This is a genomic window from Variovorax sp. UC74_104, from assembly GCF_044055375.1.
GTDB lineage: Bacteria > Pseudomonadota > Gammaproteobacteria > Burkholderiales > Burkholderiaceae_C > Variovorax.
Map to the genome: position 1 here is coordinate 4,466,895 of NZ_CP171978.1, position 17,659 is coordinate 4,484,553.

General features: G+C 69.2%; 14 protein-coding genes and 1 pseudogene. All 15 read right to left on the bottom strand.

The genetic code is table 11. The features are described from left to right. Window positions 1-9 precede the first annotated feature (9 nt). Complete coding sequence (locus ACHMXA_RS20990) at window positions 10-1,173, bottom strand: FAD-dependent monooxygenase (RefSeq protein WP_176666769.1); 1,164 nt, start codon at window positions 1,171-1,173, stop codon at window positions 10-12. A gap of 28 nt (window positions 1,174-1,201) precedes the next feature. After that, window positions 1,202-2,197, bottom strand: a complete 996-nt coding sequence (locus ACHMXA_RS20995; RefSeq protein ID WP_395321338.1) for a Bug family tripartite tricarboxylate transporter substrate binding protein — start codon at window positions 2,195-2,197, stop codon at window positions 1,202-1,204. A gap of 14 nt (window positions 2,198-2,211) precedes the next feature. Next, entirely contained in the window at window positions 2,212-3,183 is a 972-nt protein-coding gene (locus ACHMXA_RS21000) for a VOC family protein (protein WP_176666771.1), read from the bottom strand. A 13-nt stretch (window positions 3,184-3,196) separates the two neighbouring features. Continuing rightward, window positions 3,197-4,672 (bottom strand): aldehyde dehydrogenase, encoded by a 1,476-nt coding sequence (locus tag ACHMXA_RS21005; protein ID WP_176666772.1) that lies wholly within the window; start codon window positions 4,670-4,672, stop codon window positions 3,197-3,199. 14 nt (window positions 4,673-4,686) lie between these two features. Further along, window positions 4,687-5,484, bottom strand: a complete 798-nt coding sequence (locus tag ACHMXA_RS21010; protein WP_176666773.1) for an aspartate dehydrogenase — start codon at window positions 5,482-5,484, stop codon at window positions 4,687-4,689. Between the two features lie 14 nt (window positions 5,485-5,498). After that, on the bottom strand, window positions 5,499-7,199 hold the full coding sequence (locus ACHMXA_RS21015; protein WP_126182128.1) for a thiamine pyrophosphate-binding protein: 1,701 nt from the start codon (window positions 7,197-7,199) through the stop codon (window positions 5,499-5,501). Continuing rightward, window positions 7,192-8,028 carry an SDR family oxidoreductase gene (locus ACHMXA_RS21020; RefSeq protein ID WP_176666774.1) on the bottom strand — a complete coding sequence of 279 codons (837 nt, stop codon included), beginning with the start codon at window positions 8,026-8,028 and terminating at the stop codon, window positions 7,192-7,194. The genes ACHMXA_RS21015 and ACHMXA_RS21020 overlap by 8 nt, the downstream gene beginning before the upstream one ends. Window positions 8,029-8,038: 10 nt before the next feature. After that, a pseudogene (locus tag ACHMXA_RS21025) lies at window positions 8,039-8,882 on the bottom strand (IclR family transcriptional regulator). Window positions 8,883-8,922: 40 nt separating this feature from the next. Beyond that, window positions 8,923-9,780, bottom strand: a complete 858-nt coding sequence (locus ACHMXA_RS21030) for an alpha/beta fold hydrolase (protein ID WP_176666776.1) — start codon at window positions 9,778-9,780, stop codon at window positions 8,923-8,925. Between the two features lie 112 nt (window positions 9,781-9,892). After that, on the bottom strand, window positions 9,893-10,441 hold the full coding sequence (locus tag ACHMXA_RS21035; RefSeq protein ID WP_019652117.1) for a cupin domain-containing protein: 549 nt from the start codon (window positions 10,439-10,441) through the stop codon (window positions 9,893-9,895). A gap of 45 nt (window positions 10,442-10,486) precedes the next feature. Continuing rightward, complete coding sequence (locus tag ACHMXA_RS21040; protein ID WP_176666777.1) at window positions 10,487-11,302, bottom strand: SDR family oxidoreductase; 816 nt, start codon at window positions 11,300-11,302, stop codon at window positions 10,487-10,489. A gap of 25 nt (window positions 11,303-11,327) precedes the next feature. Next, window positions 11,328-12,311: a tripartite tricarboxylate transporter substrate binding protein gene (locus ACHMXA_RS21045; protein WP_176666778.1), complete on the bottom strand. Its 984-nt coding sequence runs from the start codon at window positions 12,309-12,311 to the stop codon at window positions 11,328-11,330. A gap of 187 nt (window positions 12,312-12,498) precedes the next feature. Further along, window positions 12,499-13,758: a D-amino acid dehydrogenase gene (locus tag ACHMXA_RS21050; protein WP_176666779.1), complete on the bottom strand. Its 1,260-nt coding sequence runs from the start codon at window positions 13,756-13,758 to the stop codon at window positions 12,499-12,501. Between the two features lie 66 nt (window positions 13,759-13,824). Next, entirely contained in the window at window positions 13,825-14,841 is a 1,017-nt protein-coding gene (locus tag ACHMXA_RS21055) for a 2-dehydropantoate 2-reductase (RefSeq protein ID WP_176666780.1), read from the bottom strand. A 35-nt stretch (window positions 14,842-14,876) separates the two neighbouring features. Then, on the bottom strand, window positions 14,877-17,501 hold the full coding sequence (gene alaS, locus ACHMXA_RS21060) for an alanine--tRNA ligase (protein ID WP_395316297.1): 2,625 nt from the start codon (window positions 17,499-17,501) through the stop codon (window positions 14,877-14,879). Window positions 17,502-17,659: the final 158 nt, after the last annotated feature.

A 17,659-nucleotide genomic window follows, 5' to 3' on the forward strand; every position in this document is an offset into this window, starting at 1 on the left:
ATTGAAGAATCAGGCGGCGGCCACCATGGCCGGGGTTGCGAGCGGCGCGGCCCAGGCGTCGTAGCCGTAGACCCAGTCGGCGTTGCCGCCTTCGCGCAGCCAGTTGTTGCCGCGCGAGCCGAGCTGAACCTGGCTGGCGCGCTCGATGCGCGCGGTTTCGAAGCCCTGCAGCGCGGCAGGCACGTCGGCCATCGCCACGCCTTCGAGGTGGCGCGACAGCACCACCGCGTCCTCGATGGCCATGCCCGCGCCCTGCGCCATAAAGGGCAGCATCGGGTGCGCGGCATCGCCCAACAGCGCCATGCGGCCCTTGGTCCAGGCGGGCATCGGGTCGCGCTCGTACAGCGCGGTCTTGAGCACCGTGTCGCAGGCGTCGAGCAAGGCGCGCGCCTCGGGGTGGTAGGCCACGTACTGCTCGCGCAGTTCTTCGACGCTGCCGGGCGCGGTCCACGATTCGAGGTGCCAGCTGTCCTGCGGCGTGGTCGCGAAGATGAAGACGTCCTTGCCCCGGTTCAGCGGGAAGGTGACGATCTGGCTCTGCGGATTCGGGCCCCACCACTTGGTGAAGGCGCCGAGGTTGGGCACGCCGGCCACGCGCTCGGCGGGCACCACGGCGCGGTAGGCCACGATGCCGGTGAAGCGCGGGCTTTCGGCACCGAACATCGCGGTGCGCACGCACGAGTGGATGCCGTCGGCGCCGATCAGCACGCCGACACGCGCATCGCTGCCATCCGCGAACGAGAGGCTCACGCCCTTTTCGTCGGCGGCTATCTTCTCGGCCCGCTTGCCGAGCGCGACGCGCTCGATCGGGAACATGTCGGCCAGCGCAGCCAGCAGGTCGGCGCGGTGGATGGTGAGCTGCGGCGCGCCGTAGAGCTGCTCGGCAGTGTCGGCCATCTCCAGGCGCGAAGTCTCCTCGCCGGTGTCGTAGGTGCGGCTGATGCGGTGCGACGGGCGCGCCGCCGTCACGCGGGCCGCCTCGCCCACGCCGAGGCCGTCGAGCGCGCGCACGGCGTTGGGCGTGAGGTTGATGTCGGCGCCGACGCGGGCGAACTGCTTCGCCTGCTCGAACACGATCACGTCGTGCCCCGCGCGCCGCAGCGCGATGGCCGCGACGAGCCCGCCGATGCCCGCGCCGACGATGCCGATGGTGGATTCGCTGGTGGTCTTCATGAGACTGTGCTTTCGTTCCTGCGCCGGCTCACTCGGCAACGATGTTGCGGGCCTTGATGATCTTGGCCCACACGGCCGTCTCGTCGCGGATGTAGGCGGCGAACTCGGCCGGCTTCATGGCCGCGTCGGTCATGCCCTGCGCCTTCAGGCGCTCGCGCACGTCGGGTGTCGAGAGCATCTCGGCCGCGTCCTTGGCGAGCTGCTCGACCACGGCGGGCGGCGTGCCCTTGGGCGCCATCAGGCCGTACCAGGAGGTCACGGTCACGCCCTGGATGCCCTGCTCCGCCAGCGTCGGGATTTCGGGTGCCGCGGCGCTGCGCTTCGCCTCGGTCACGCCCAGCGCGACCAGCTTGCCGTTCTTCAGGAAGGGCAGCGTCGCCGGCAGGTTGCTGAACATCAGCGGCACGGTGCCGCCGAGCACGTCGTTGAGCGCGGGCGCCGTGCCCTTGTAGGGCACGTGCAGCATGTCGATGCCAGCCTGCTGCTTGAAGAGCTCGCCCGCCAGGTGCAGGCCGCTGCCCACGCCGGGCGAGGCATACGACAGCGTGCCGGGCTTGGCCTTGGCCTGCGCCACCAGTTGCTTCGCGTCCTTGATGCCGGAGGCCGGAGATGCCACCAGCACGTTGGGCGCCTTCGCGAGCATGGTGACCGGCACGAAGTCCTTCGCCATGTCGAAGGGGAAGTTGGGCATCAGCGTCGGGTTGATGGTGACGTTGCCCGCCGGGATCACCAGCAGCGTGTGGCCATCGCCCTTGGCGCGCTTGACCTTGTCCATGCCGATGTTGCCGGCCGCGCCCACCTGGTTGTCGACCACGGCCGCCTGGCCGTAGCGCTTGGCCAGGCCGTCGGAGAGCACGCGGGCGAGCGTGTCGACCGGGCCGCCTGGCGGGAACGGCGAGATGATGGTGAAGCGCTCGCTGGAGAGCTGCTTCTGCGCCTCGCTCTGCTGCGCGTGCACGGGCGCGGCGAGCGTGAAGGCAGTGAGTGCGGCGAACAGGACGGAGAAGGAAAGACGTCTTTGCATGAGAGTCGAGGAGTTCATTTCTTTTCGGTCAGGAAGGCGCCCTTGGGGCCTTCCGCGTTCTTCTGGCGGCGCGTGTTGCCATCGAGGCCGCCGTCCACCGCCCATTCGGCAAAGACCGTGGGGCCCGGCTCGAACTCGCGCGGCTGCCAATCGGCGGTGAGCTGGTCTTCGTCGGCGTAGTACTCGATGAGGCCGCCCGCCGGATTCTTGAAGTACCAGAAGTACGCGGACGACACCGGGTGGCGCCCCGGGCCGAGCTGGGTTTCCCAGCCGCATCGCGAGAAGTGCAGCCCGCCGCCGAACACCTCATGGATGTCGCGCACGGTAAAGGCCACGTGGTTCAGCCCACGCTTGCCCGAGGGAATCTGCAGCAGGAACAGGTCGTGGTGGCCGCCTTCGGCCGCACAGCGCATGAAGGCGCCGCGGTTGGGGTAGCTGTCGGAGGCCACGAAGCCGAAGCGATCGGCGTAGAAGGCGCTGGTGGCCTTCACGTCGCTCACGAAGAACACGACGTGGCCGACCTCGATGGGCGTGGCGCGTTCGTAGATGGGCGCCGGCTGATTGACGCGCGGCTTCGCGTTCCAGGTGTTCATGGCGCCGCAATCGACCTGCACCGCGTGCTTGCGGCTGACCTGCAGGCGCACGGCCAGGCCGTTGGGGTCGATGCAGCCGATGCGGCGCGCGCCGTCCACCGTGGCGTCGAAGAAGGCCGGGTCCTGCGCGATGGCTGCGGCGTAGCGGTCGAGGTCGGCATCGCTTTCCACGCCCCACACCACTTCGCGCAGCGTCGGGCCCTCTTCCATCGCGGGCGGCAGGCCCGGCTTGTCCAGCGCGGCGACCACCACCTTGCAGCCGTTCAGGCACTCGAAGACGAGTTCGTCGGCGGCCTCCGACTTCAGGGAAAGGCCCCAGTCCTGGAAGAACCGGCGGCAGGCGGGCAGGTCGTCCGCGCCGTAGGTGATCTGGTCGATGCCAAGTACGCTCATCGTGCGCTCCTCTTCAGTTCGCCCAGGGGAGCGGTTGTTCATTGGTACCCCAGTACATGCTCTTCTGCTCCATGTACTGGAAGATGCCTTCGCGGCCCTTCTCGCGGCCCAGGCCGCTGTCGCGCCAGCCGCCGAAGGGCGTGGACACCGAGAACTGCTTGTAGGTGTTGACCCAGACCGTGCCGGCCTGCACCGCGCGGCCCAGCTTCCAGGCGCGCTTGAAGTCGCGGCTCCACACGCCGGCCGCCAGCGCGTAGACGCTGTCGTTGGCCTGCGCGATCAGCTCTTCCTCGCTGTCGAAGGGCATGGCGACCAGCACCGGGCCGAAGATCTCTTCCTGGCTGATGCGCGCGCCGTTCGTCAGGCCTTCGATGATGGTCGGCTTGTAGAAGTAGCCCCGGTCATAGCCATCGCCGTGCGGGCGTACGCCGCCCGTGCGAATCCTGCCGCCTTCGGAAACGCCAAGATCGACGTAGCGCTCGATGCCCTCTCGGTGCTTCGCGGTGATGAGCGGACCCATCTGCGTGCGCTCCGAGGCCGGGTCGCCCACGCGCAGCGCGTTGGCGCCTTCGGCCAGCCGCGTGAGGAACTCGTCGTAGATGCCGCGCGCCACGAACAGGCGCGACCCCGCGATGCACGACTCGCCCGACGAGCTGAAGATGCCGTAGAGCACGCCGTTCACCGCGTGGTCGATGTCCGCATCGTCCAGCACCATGGTCGGCGACTTGCCGCCGAGCTCCAGCGACACCGGCATCATCTTGTCGGCCGCGATGTGGGCGATGTGCTTGCCGGTGGTGGTGCCGCCGGTGAACGACACGCGCTTGACCAGCGGATGCTTGGTGATCGCGTCGCCGATCACCGAGCCCCTGCCCGGCAGCACGCTGACGATGCCCTTGGGCACGCCGGCCTTCTCGCAGATGCGCGCCAGCTCCAGCGCCATCAGCGGCGTGACCTCGGCGGGCTTCACGACCACCGCGTTGCCGGCGGCCAGCGCGGGCGCCAGCTTCTGCGCCTCGCTGGCAATGGGCGAGTTCCACGGGGTGATGGCCGCGACCACGCCCATGGGCTCGTGCACGCTCATGGTCACGAAGGCGCCGCGCGAGGGCGTGATGGTTTCCTCCAGCGTCTCCAGCGCGGCGGCGAAGAACTGGAAGGTGCCGGCGGCGCTGGCCACGAGGTTGCGGGTCTCGTTGATCGGCTTGCCGTTGTCCAGGCGCTGCTTCTGCGCGAGCGATTCGGCCTCTTCGCGGATCAGCTGCGCCACGCGGTGCAGCACGGCCGCGCGCTCGTGCGGCAGGCGCTGCGCCCAGCCGCTGGTGCGAAAGGCGCGGTCTGCGCCCGCAATGGCTTCCTCGACGTCGGCCAGGCTCGCGGCCCGCAGGCGCGCGATGGGCTCGCCGGTGGCCGGGTACAGGCTTTCGTAGACGTCGCCGCCGCCCAGGCGCCATTCGCCGGCGATGCAGATCGGAAGGAGTTCGGAAGAGATCATGGGAAACGGCGGGTTCAGATGGCGAGCGCGGCCACGCGATTGCGCAGCGCACGCACGGCGCTGTAGACGGTCAGCGCGGATGTCTTGGGGTTGGCCGCCAGCGGCTTGTTGCGCATGGTCAGCTCGAAGCTGCCGAATGCGCCCTCGGCTTCGACCGTGTGCACGTTCTCGGTGGTGGCCGGGTCGGCGATGAGCCGCACCATGGTGCGGTCGAGCCCCAGCCCCGCGAGCGAGACGGTGGCCGCGACGTTGGCGTTCTTCGGATAGAGCAAGGCCGCTTCGCGCGCGCTGCCTTCGAAGATCACGGTTTCATGCGCCAGCGCGCCGAGGTCGCGGCCCTGCTCGGCCGGCGTGCCCTTCCAGGCCTGAGGCGGCTTGCGGCCGGTGTAGCGCACGCTGTCGAGACCGCCGATGCGCGCGGCAGCGAGCGCGTCGATGGCGCCGATGGCGCCGGGAATCAACTGCACCTGAGTGCGGCCGGCAATGGCGGCGGCTTCGAGCTTCTCGGCCAGGCCGGTAGCCGACAGCGCGCCGACCGAGGCGACCACGCAGGGCGTGCCGCGTGCCAGCGCGGGCAGCACGTGCTGCTCGATGGCGGCATGGCCTGCGGTCTCGACCACGAGGTCGATACCGTCGGCGGGCAAGGCGCTGCCCACCTGCGCGTCGGGTGCAGCCTTCTGCGCGGCGGCGATGGCGTCGGCGGGCACGACGACAGCCACCACCTTCAGGGCGGGATCGCCGTGGAGCAGTTCGAGCACCGAGGTGCCGATGGCTCCGCAGCCGACGAGTGCGATCCGCGTGGGCGTTGGCATGGAACGGCCTTCCCTCACTTGCCCACCGTGCCGAGCGCCGGGATCTGCGTGACCGTGTTGGTCGGCGGGCCGGCGAAGGTGGTCTTGAAGCTGCCGATCGAGAGCATGTCGATCTCAAGCAGGAACGGGCCCTCGGCCGCCAGCGCCTCGCCGATGCGGGCGGGCAGCTCGGCCAGGTCCTGCACGCGGGCATGCGGCAGCGCGATCGACTTGCACAGCAGGTCGTAGTCGGGCGTGTGCAGCTCGGCGTAGCACTGGCGGCCGCCGTACTGCGCGTCCTGGATGTTCTTGATGACGCCATAGCTCTTGTCGTTCATGAGCACGATCACCATCGGCGCCTTCTCCTGCACCATGCAGGCCAGCTCGCCCAGGTTCAGAATGAAGCCGCCGTCGCCGGCCAGGCAGAAGGTCTTGCGGCCCGATCCCGTCACTGCCGCGCCGATGGCCGCGCCGATGGCCATCGGCATGCCCTGGCCGATGCCGCCGCCCGTGGCGTGCACGCCGGCGCTCGGTTCGAAGACGCGCAGCTCGCGATTGCCCCAGGTGCTGTTGGAGACGGTAACGTCGCGCACCCAGTTGAAGTTGCGCCCGGCCGCCGACTGGAGCTGGCGCACGAGTTCGGCGTACGGGCCGAGGCCGTCGCGCAGCCCCGCAACCGCCTGGTCGTGCGCGGCGCGCAGGTCGACCAGCAGCTGCGGGTCGGCCTTGTACCTGGCGGCTTCGAGGCGGTCGGCCAGGCCTTCGAGGGCCAGCGCGGAATCGCCGCAGACGAAGGCTTCGGACGCGTAGCAGCGGCCTTCGGCGGCGGCGTCGACGTCGATGCGGTAAAGCGGGCGGGGCAGCTTCAGCTCGTACTTGAGCGTCTCGTTGCCGCGCAGGCGCGAACCGACCACGAGCATCGCGTCGCAGGTCTGGTAGAGGGCCTCGACCGGCTTCTGGATGTTGTAGGCGCCGAGCGAGCCGGCGTCGTCCTCGGGCACCGTGCCGCGGCCCTGAGTCGTCGTGACGACACCGAAGCCGAGTTTCTGCAGGCGCTGGATGGCGGCGCGGGCATGGCGGGCACCGCCGCCGACCCACAGCATCGGGCGCCTTGCAACGGCGAGGCGCGCGGCCAGCGCGTCGAGTGCGGCGGCCGACGGCACGGCGCGCTCGACGGGCAGCGGCGACAGGTCGGCCGGCATCGTGGTCAGCGCCGACTGGATGTCGATCGGGATCTCGACGCTGACCGGGCCGGTCGGCGCCGTCAGCGCGAGCTGCACCGCGCGCTTGAGCGTGCCGAGCACCGTCTCGACGCTGCGCACGCGCAGCGCGGCCTTCGACACGGCCTTGAGCATCGTGAGCTGGTCGGGCGCCTCGTGGATGTACGACATGCCCTTGTCGAGGTACGGCGTCTCGATCTGCCCAGTGATGTGCAGCAGCGGCGCGCCGGCCGTCAGGGCCTCGACCATGCTGCCCGCGATGTTGCCCGCGGCAGGCCCGGTGCTGGTGATGCACACGCCCAGGCTGGCGGTGGATCGCGCGTAGGCGTCGGCCATGTTGCCCGCGCCGGCTTCTCCGCGCGCCGAGATGAAACGCACCGTGCCGCGCTGCGCGAAGGCATCGAGGATCGGCATGTTGTGGATCGAGATCACGCCGAAGGCCGCCTTGACGCCGCACTGTTCGAGAAAGGCGGCGACGACGGCGCCGACGGTGACGGTGTTGTTGGGGTTATGCATGGCGTGACAGGCCTCCGGAAATGTCGATGTGGCTGCCCGTCGTGTACGACGCGAGGGGCGAAGCGAGGAAAAGGATCGCGCGCGCGGCTTCGGTCGGAAGCCCCAGGCGACCCAGCGGGATGTGCTTGTTCTTCGCGAGCTGGCCGCTCCAGGCGGTCCAGTCGAGCGACTTGTCTTCGCGCGCCTCGAAGCGGCGGCGCCACTGGCCCGACTCCACCAGGCCGATCAGGATGCCGTTGACGCGCACGCCCTGCGGCGCGAATTCGGTCGCCATGGAGCGCACGAGGTTCAGCAGGCCGGCGCGCGCGGCCGAGGTGGCGACCATGTGCGGCTCGGGCTGGCGCGCCAGCAGCGAGTTGGCGCAGACGATGGCGGCATCGCCCAGCACCGCACGCTGTGCAGCGAGCTGCGGCAGGAAGGCGCGCGTGGGATTGATGACGGAGAAGAATTTCAGGTTCAGCTCTTCGGTCCAGGCCTCGTCGTCGGTGTTCGCGAAAGTCGAGACCCTGCCCTGCCCCGCGTTGTTGACCAGCATCGAGGCCGGGCCGAGCGCGGCTTCGCTGGCGGCGGCGAAAGCGCGCACCGAGGAGGCTTCGAGCACGTCGCAAGGCTGGGCGAAGAGCTTCGCGTCCGGGAACTGACTGCGCAGGCCGGCCACGGCGCCGTCGAGCCGCTCGGCATTGCGGCCGCACAGCGCGACGGCGGCGCCGCAGCCCAGCAGCAGCTCGACGGTGGCCAGGCCGATGCCCGACGAGCCGCCCGTGACCACGGCCACGCGGCCGGCCAGCGCATCGGCGGCGAAGAAGGAAGGAAGAGCCTGGTCTGTCATGGTTTCAGGGTCATGCGGAGCGCAGCGGCACCACCTTGGCGGTGCGCGCGGGCGAGTAATTGAGCAGGCCGGAGATCTCGTCGGCCGTGCCGCGCACGCGCTGCACCATCTCGTCGATGCGGCTTTCCTCGATGTGGCTGGCGGTGACGGTGGCGCCCAGGGCGGCGACGATGTGGCCGCTGTGGTCGCGCACCGGCGCGGCGATGCTGGAGATGTTCGATTCGAAGAAGCCCTCGCCCAGCACGTAGCCGCGCTGGCGGTCGGCCTGCACCATGTCGAAGAGTTCGTTCACGGTCTTGGGCGTGCTCGGCGAGAAGGTCTTCGAGCTTGTCTTCGGGGTAGAGCGCGCGCAGCTGCGGCAGCGTGAGGTCTTCGAGCAGGATGCGGCCCAGCACCGTGGCATGGGCCGGCAGCCGCGTGCCCACGGTGACCGAGCTAGCGAAGGGCGTGGGCGGCGCGACCTTGGCGACATAGACGATGGAGCGGCCGTCGCGCACCACCAGGTTGCAGGGTGTGCGCAGCTCGTCGCACAGGCGGTTGAGCAGCGGCGTGCCCAGCTGGGTGAGCTCCAGCGAGGCGAGGTATTCGAAGCCCAGGCGCAGCACGGCAAGGCCCAGGCGGTAGTCGCGACCGCCCTCGGTGCGCTCGAGAAAACCCATGTTCTCCAGCGTGGTGAGCAGGCGGAAGACGGTCGAGCGCGGCAGGTCGAAGCGGCGCGCCAGTTCAGGCGCCGAGAGCGTGCGGCTTTCGCGGCTGAACTCGCACAGCACGCGCAGTCCGCGCTCCAGCGCGGGCACGTTGTAGCGGTCGGCGCCCTCTTCCATCGCTTCGTTGCCGTCGTTGTTGTTGGCCATGCCAGTGGTTCCTTCCTCGGATGTCTCTGTGTGGTTGCGGTCAGCCGGCGAGCGATTCGCGCAGCAGCTTGGCGACGGCCTGTGGTTGCTCCACATAGCCGGCGTGGCCCGCATCCTCCACCAATTCGAGCGGCACTCCGCACTGGCGCGCGACTTCTTCGCAGGCCGACGGCGGCGTGACCACGTCGAGCGCGCCGCAGGCCACGCGCACCGGCATGGGCGGCGGCAGGTCGGCCAGAAGGTCGGCGTTGCACAGCAGCTCGACCGCCTGACGGTAGCCGCGGTCGTTCAGCCGGGCCATGTTCCAGCGCACCCACTGGCGGGCGTGCTCGGAGGCCTTGTCGGAAACCAGCCGGGCCGAACGCTTCGCGGCCATGCCTGCGATGCCGAGTTCGTCGAGCGTGGCGAGGCGTTCGGCGCGGACCCTGGCGCGGGCTTCCGCACGAGACGCCGCGCCGTAGCCGATGGCCGGGCTGACCAGCACCAGCCGGTGGACGCGCGCATCGCTGCGCGCGGCCGAGGCGGCGGTGATGGCACCGAGCGAATGGCCGACCAGCACGCACGAATCGATCTCCAGCGCATCGAGCAAGGCGCCCAGGCGCGCCGCGTAATCGGCGGCGGTCGGCGCACGGGCCTCGAGCGGCGTGGAGCTTCCGTAACCGGGCGCATCCCAGGCAATCACGCGGGCCTGCGATGCGAGCAGCGCGGCGGTGTCGATCCACGATGCTGCGCCCGAGCCGATGCCGTGCAGGCACACGATGGCCGCGCCCCGCCCGCACTCGCGCACCGACACCACCGCGCCGCCGCCGACCGCGACATCGCGCGCCGGAAAGCGGGCGTCGAGCCGTGCCAGCTCGGAGGCCGGCAGGAGCGCATCAGGATGGGCAGCGTGGTTCATGGGCTGAGGGTCTTTTTTCGGGAATACCGCGGAACCGGCCTTGCCGGGCCGCAGGTACCGCCCCTGCAAGGGGGCGGCGGCCGCACGGAGTGGGCGGGCCTGGGGGGCGGCCTTATCGCTTGATCTTGGCGAGGGGGTGATCGGCCGGGTACGTCGGCGTCACCGGCTTCTTCGCGCCGAGCATCACGCACATCAGCGCGTCCTCGTCGCCGATGTTGATCTCCTCACGGTACACGCCGGGCGGCACCGAGATCAGGTCGCGGTCGGTCATGATGGTCTCGAAGCGCTCGCCGTCCTTCTCGATCACCACCTTGAGCTTGCCGCGGATCAGGAAGAACACTTCCTCCACGTCGGTGTGCAGGTGCGGCGGGCCTTCGTGGCCGGCGGGGATCACCATGGTCGAGAAGGTGAAGTGCTCGGCAGGCACGGTGTTGACGTCGGCCGCGACGCCGGTGCCGCCGGTGCCCACGTAGCGCATCTGGGCGCGGCGGTACTTGGGGTCGAAGTCGGCCTGGAACTTCAGCGCGTCCCAGTCGTACTTGCGGGTTTCGTAGCGCGCGATGCGGGTGTTCATCCACTCCGCGAGGCTGCTGCCTTCGGGCTGGGCCAGGGTGCTGGTAGCCGCGGGGTTGATCTTCTGCTGTTCGGACAGGTCGCTCATCGGGTTGACTCCTTGGTCGGAAAAATCGGGTGCGTGGGTTGGTTCTCAGTGCATCGCAAAGCCGCCGTTGACGGCCAGCAGCTGGCCAGTCACGAAGCGCGCGAGCCCCGAAAGAAGGAAGACGGTGGCGCCGCACACGTCGGCGGCCTGCTGCTCGCGCGGAATGGCGCGGCCTTCGAGGTACTTCTGGTGGCGCGCCATCGGCACGTATTCGGTGGCTTCCACCAGCGTGAGGCCGGGCGCCACGGCGTTGACGGTGATGTTGTCGCCGCCCCACTCGCGCGCCAGCGAGCGCGTCATGGAAATGACTGCGCCCTTGCTCGACGCATAGGCCAGCAGGTTGGGCGCGCCCCACAGCGCGGTGTCGGAGGCGAGGTTGACGATCGCGCCGCGGCCGCTTTCGGCCAGCGCGGCGCGGCAGGCGCGGCCCATGAGCCAGCTGCCGCGCACGTTGACGTTCATCACGCGATCCCACATGTCGATCTCGAGCTGGTGCGCGTCGCGGCCGCCGGAGTTGGTGATGGCGGCGTTGTTGACGAGCCCGTCGAGGCCGCCGAGCAGGCGGATGGCTTCGTCGGCGCAAGCCACGATGGAACCCGGGTTGGCCAGATCGACGGGCAGCGCGTGGGCGTCGCGGCCCGCTTCGCGCAGCGCCTTCGCCTCGGTCTCGGCCAGCTCACCGAGGATGTCGGCCAGCACCACGCTCGCGCCCGCGGCGGCAATGCACTGCGCGAAGGCGAGGCCCAGCCCGCGCGCGCCGCCGGTCACGAGCACACGGCGGCCGGCCAGCAGGTTGGCGGGCATCTCGGCGAGCAGCGCCTGCAGGCTCGATGGATCGGCGATGGCTTTGAGTTCGGTCATGGAATGAAGCTGGTGGAAACGAAGGTCAGTCGGCCTGGATGCCGAGCTCCTTGATGACCTTGCCGAAGCGCGCGTAGTCGGCGGCATTGGTCTTGCCGAGCACGTCGGCGTCGCCACCCACGGGCGTGGTGCCGAGCACGGCCATGCGCGAGACGATCTCGGGCATCTTCAGGATCTCGTTGAAGTGGGCGTTGAGCGTCTTGACGATCTCGGGCGGCAGGTTGCGCGGGCCCCAGAGGCCGTTCCAGGCGGTCACCTCGACGTCCTTGTAGCCCTGCTCGGCCATCGTCGGCACGCTGGGCGCGAGCGGCGAGCGCTGGGCCGAGGCCACGGCCAGCGGGCGCAGCTTGCCGCCGGCGAGGTACGGCGCCACCGGCCCCAGCGTGACGAAGGTGACCGGCACGTGGCCGCCCAGCACGTCGTTGATGGCGGGCGCCACGCCCTTGTAGGGCACGTGCGCGAGGGTGGCGCCCGAGGCGCGGGCGAACATCTCGCCCAGGATGTGCATCGGCGAGCCGCTGCCCGGGCTGGCGTAGCTCAGCGTCTTGCCGCCCTTGGCCGCGGCCACCGCATCCTTCACCGAGGAGAGGCCGCTGTTGCCGCCGGCCACCAGGAACAGCGGCTGACTGCCCGTCTGCACGATCGGCGTGAAGCCGTTCAGCACGTCGTAGCCCGAGCCGTTGGTCTTGAGCACCAGCTGCGCGATCGAGAAGGTGCTGGGCGCGAGCAGCAGCGTGTAGCCGTCGGGCACGGCCTTCGACACATAGGCGCTGCCGATGATGCCGCTGGCGCCGGGGCGGTTGTCGACCAGCACGGTCTGGCCGACGCGCGCCGACAGCTTCTCCGCGAAGAGGCGCGCCAGCGCGTCCGTGTCGCCGCCGGCCGGATAGGCGACGACCAGCGTGATCTGCTTGGCCGGATAGCTGTCGGCTGCCCAGGCGAGTCCGGAGGCGCAAGCGGCGGCCATGGAAATGGCGGCGGCGATGGCATGGCGGCGAGTGGGTTTCATCGTGTCCGTTCTATCTAGGTTTGTTTCACTAAAGAAACAACGATTTATTAATGGAACGCCACGAAGAATATCGAAGAAGACAACTTCATGACTAAGGGAAAACCCGTATTCGTATCGCAACAAAAACAGGGCGGCCTTTTCGGGCCGCCCTGGCTGGCGTGAGAGAGAACGAGGAGAGAACGAGGCGTCAGCCGCCGTAGCGCGCCACGGTGAGGCCTTCCATGTCGATCTCGGGCGACCTGCCCTCGATCAGGTCGGCCATCACGCGGCCGGTGCCCGCGGCCATGGTCCAGCCGAGCGTGCCGTGGCCGGTGCTCAGCATCAGGTTGGGAACGCGGGTGGCGCCGATCACCGGCGTGCCGTCGGGCGTCATGGGACGCAGGCCGGTCCAGAAGGAAGCCTCGCGCACGTTGCCGCCTCGCGGGAAGAGGTCGGTCACGACGTGTTCGAGCGTGTCACGCCGGCGTTCGTTGAGTCGCAGGTCGAAGCCCGAGAGTTGCGCGGTGCCGCCCACGCGGATGCGGTCACCCAGGCGCGTGACCGCCACCTTGAAGGTCTCGTCCATCACGGTGGATTCGGGCGCGCCGCCCGCATCGGTGATGGGCACGGTGATCGAGAAGCCCTTGACCGGATACACCGGTAGCCGGATGCCCAGCGGCCTGACCAGCGCCGGCGAGTAGCTGCCGAGCGCGACCACATAGCGCTCGGCGGTGAAGCTGCCCGCGTCGGTGTGCACCGCCGTCACGCCCTTGGCCGCGTCGTGCTCGAGTGCCTGGATGTTCACGCCGAACCGGAACTTCACGCCCTCGGCCTCGGCCAGCTTCGCCAGCGCCTGCGTGAACTTGAAGCAGTCGCCGGTCTCGTCGCCCGGCAGCCGCAGGCCGCCGACGAACTTGCCCTTCACCGCCGCGAGCGCCGGCTCGTACTGCACGCAGCCTTCGCGGTCGAGCAATTGGTAGGGCACGCCGGAAGCCTGCAGCACCTCGACGTCCTTCGAGGTGCCGTCGAGCTGCTGCTGCGTGCGAAAGAGCTGCAGCGTGCCCTGCATGCGCTCGTCGTAGGCGATGCCGGTGTCGGCGCGCAGTTCCTTCAGGCAATCGCGGCTGTACTCGGCGAGCCGCACCATGCGGCTCTTGTTGACCTCGTAGCGCGCCTGCGTGCAGTTGCGCAGCATCGAGAGGCCCCAGCGCCACATCGCCGGATCGAGCATCGGCTTGATGACCAGCGGGCTGTGCTGCATCAGCATCCACTTGATCGCCTTGACCGGCACGCCGGGCCCGGCCCAGGGCGCCGAGTAGCCGGGCGACACCTCGCCCGCATTGGCGAAGCTGGTTTCGAGCGCCGGCGCCGGCTGGCGCTCCAGCACCGTCACCTCGTGTCCGGCGCGCGCAAGGTAATACGCGATGGAGGTGCCGATGACACCGCTGCCGAGAATCAGGACCCGCATGAGAACTCCCCCTGTCTCTTGAAAGCCGAATGCTGCAACGGCCCGAGAGTACAGGTTCGGCAGGCGCTACAGACCCAGCGAGTCCTGCAATTGCCGTGCCGTCCAGCGCTTGGGCTGTTGCGGCCAGGCCTCGAGCAGCGCGACCATGCGGGCGTTCCGTGGTGCGCTCAGTCCATGCTCCTGCGCGAGGCGCACCACCTCGCCGCTGAGCGCGTCGATCTCGGTGCGGCGGCCCAGCGCAAGGTCGTCGGCCATGCTGGAGCGCGCCTTGGCGTCGATGCGCAGCATGCGCGCGGCGACGATGCGGAAGATCCAGTCGGGCAGCCGCAACAGGCTGACCAGCCGGTGCGCGGGCACCGCCGCCACCTGCGCCGGCACGATGCCGGCCACGTTGAGGATGCCCAGCGCCTCGTCGATCAGCGACGCGAAGCAGCGGCGGTAGCCGCGCAGCATCAGCTCCTCGCGCAGGGGCAGGCCCGAAAGCGCGTTGACGGGGTTGTTGAGGTTGAGCATCAGCTTGCCCCACTGCACTGGCAGCAGGTCGGCATGCAGGTCGAGCGGCACGCCGGCGCGCTCGAAGACGGGAAGCCAGGGACGCAACGCCGCATCGTCCTCGGCGGCCAGCCGGCCGGGGGTGCCGCGATGGAAGGCCCCCGGGCCGATCTCGGCCACGTTGTAAGGCACCATGCCCGCCAGCACGTTGAGCGACGGGCCGGTCTGGGCGGCCGCGGCGCGGTTGGAAATGCCGTTCTGCAGAGAGATCACCGCGGTACCGGCCGGCAGCGAGAAGGCCAGCTCGCCCGCCGCCTCGGCGGTGGCACCGCTCTTCACGCAAAGCAGCACCAGCGAAGGCTTGGCGCCCGCAGGAACCTGCTCGGCGAGCCGCAGCTTGCCTGCGGGCAGGCTGCGCTTGGCGCCGTCGATGTCGGTGAGCGTCAGGCCATGCTTCGCGAGCTTCTCGAGCACGCGCGGACGGCCGACGAAGGTGACGGGCACGCCCGCGGCCGCGAGGCTGCCGCCGATGAAGCACCCGATGGTGCCCGCCCCCATCACAAGCACTTCACCGGGGGTTGCTTCTGGCATGGGTGGAGTGCTTGTTCCGGGTGTGTGGCTGTCGGTCAGGCGCGTTCGGCGACCCAGGCCTGCACCGACTGCAGCGCGCCCGGAAGGCCTGCCGCGTTGGTGCCGCCGGCCATGGCCATGTCGGCCTTGCCGCCGCCCTTGCCGCCGACCTGCTGGGCCACGAAGTTGACCAGTTCGCCGGCCTTGACCTTGCCCGTGCTGTCGGCGGTGACGCCGGCCGCGATCTGCACTTTCTCGCCGTCGACGGCGGCCAGCACGATGGCGGCGGTCTTGAGCTTGTCCTTGAGCTTGTCCATGGTCTCGCGCAGCGTCTTGGCATCGGCGCCGTCGAGCTTGGCGGCCAGCACCTTGATGCCCTTGACGTCCACCGCCTGCGACACCAGCTCGTCGCCCTGCGACGACGCGAGCTTGCCCTTGAGCGCGCCCACTTCGCGCTCGAGTGCCCTCACCTGATCTAGCACCTGCGAGAGCCGGCCCTGCAGCTCGGCGGCCGGCGACTCGAGCGTGGCGGCCACGCTATGCACGGTCGATTCGAGATCCTGCAGGTAAGACAGCGCATTCGCGCCGGTGACGGCCTCGATGCGGCGCACGCCGGCGGCCACGCCGCCTTCGCTGACGATCTTGAAGAGGCCGATGTCGCCCGTGCGGCCCACGTGGGTGCCGCCGCAGAGTTCACGGCTGGTGCCGATGTCGAGCACGCGCACGGTCTCGCCGTACTTCTCGCCGAACAGCATCATCGCGCCGGTCTTCTGGGCCGATTCCATGTCCATCACGCGGGCGTGCGTCTCGGTGTTGGCGAGGATCTCGGCGTTCACGCGCTTCTCGATCTCCAGGATCTGCTCGTGCGTAACGGGCGCGTTGTGCGCGAAGTCGAAGCGCGTCTTGTCGGCATCGACCAGCGAGCCCTTCTGCTGCACGTGGCCGCCGAGCACTTCGCGCAGGGCCTTGTGCATCAGGTGGGTGACCGAGTGGTTGCGCATGGTGGCGGCGCGGCGCGCGGTGTCGACCGCGGCCTTGACCGTGTCGCCGACCTTCAGCGTGCCCTGGGTCTGGGTGCCGTGGTGGCCGAACACGTCGGCCTTGATCTTCTGCGTGTCTTCGACGCCGAACTGCACGCCTTCGGCCACGAGCACGCCCTGGTCGCCGACCTGGCCGCCGCTTTCCGAATAGAAGGGCGTGGTGTCGAGCACGACGATGCCGCTCTGGCCTTCCTTGAGCTCGTTGACGGCGGAGCCCTCGAAGTACAGCGCTACGACCTTGGCGCTTTCTTCCAGCTTCTCGTAGCCGGTGAAGGTGTTGCCCGCGCCGGCGTATTCGACGTTGCGGTCCATCTTGAACTTGCCTGCAGCGCGGCCCGCGGCCTTCTGCTTTTCCATGGCGGCATTGAAGCCGGCCTCGTCGACGCTCACGCCGCGCTCGCGGCACACGTCGGCCGAGAGGTCGAGCGGGAAGCCGTAGGTGTCGTGCAGTTTGAAGGCCACGTCGCCCGGCAGCACCTTGGCGTCACCGGCCAGCGCCGCGTCGAGGATCTCCATGCCGTTGGCCAGCGTCTCGAAGAAGCGTTCTTCTTCCGCCTTCAGCGTGTCGGTGATGCGCTTCTCGTCGGCCACGAGCTTCGGGTAGGCCTCGCCCATGAGCCTCGCAAGCTCGGGCACCAGCTTGTGGAAGAAGGGCTTCTTCTGGCCCAGCTTGTAGCCATGGCGGATGGCGCGGCGGATGATGCGGCGCTGCACGTAGCCGCGGCCTTCGTTCGACGGGATCACGCCGTCGGCCACCAGGAACGAGGTGGCGCGGATGTGGTCGGCAATCACCTTGAGCGAGTTGTTCGACAGGTCCTGCGTGCCGGTGGCCTGCCCTGCCGCCTTGATGAGCGCCTCGAAGATGTCGATCTCGTAGTTGCTGTGCACGTGCTGCAGGATCGCGGCCAGGCGCTCCAGGCCCATGCCGGTGTCGACGCAGGGTGCGGGCAGCTTGACCACGCTGCCGTCTTCCTGCATGTCGAACTGCATGAACACGTGGTTCCAGATCTCGATGAAGCGGTCGCCGTCTTCCTCGGGGCTGCCCGGGGGGCCGCCGGGGATGTGCGGGCCGTGGTCGTAGAAGATCTCGGAGCACGGGCCGCAGGGGCCGGTGTCGGCCATCATCCAGAAGTTGTCGGACTTGTACTTGCCGCCCTTGTTGTCGCCGATGCGGATCACGCGCTCGGGCGGCAGGCCGATTTCCTTGGTCCAGATGTCGTAGGCCTCGTCGTCCTCGTGGTAGACGGTGGCCAAAAGCTTGTCGGCCGGCAGCTTGTAGACCTGCGTGAGCAGCTCCCAGCCCCAGGTGAGCGATTCGCGCTTGAAGTAGTCGCCGAAGCTCCAGTTGCCCAGCATCTCGAAGAAGGTGTGGTGGCGGGCGGTGTAGCCCACGTTCTCGAGGTCGTTGTGCTTGCCGCCGGCGCGCAGGCAGGCCTGGACGGAGGCCGCGCGGTTGTAGGGGCGCTTGTCGGTGCCGAGGAACACGTCCTTGAACTGCACCATGCCCGAATTGGTGAACATCAGCGTCGGGTCGTTGCCCGGCACGAGCGGGCTCGACGCCACCGCCGTGTGGCCCTTGGAAGCGAAGAAATCGATAAAGGTCTTGCGGATGTCCGCGACCGTGAATGTGGGCTGGCTCATCTTTGGATTCGTCTTCTGCCGTCGAGGGCGGCGCGGCGATGGCGACCCTCATGTCGAACCCACTGCGGCGAACCGGCCTAACTGCTTGATTTGCTTGAACAAACGATTATAGGTTTGGCCATGCGGCCCGCGCCGGCCAAGGGCTGCCGGACGACACC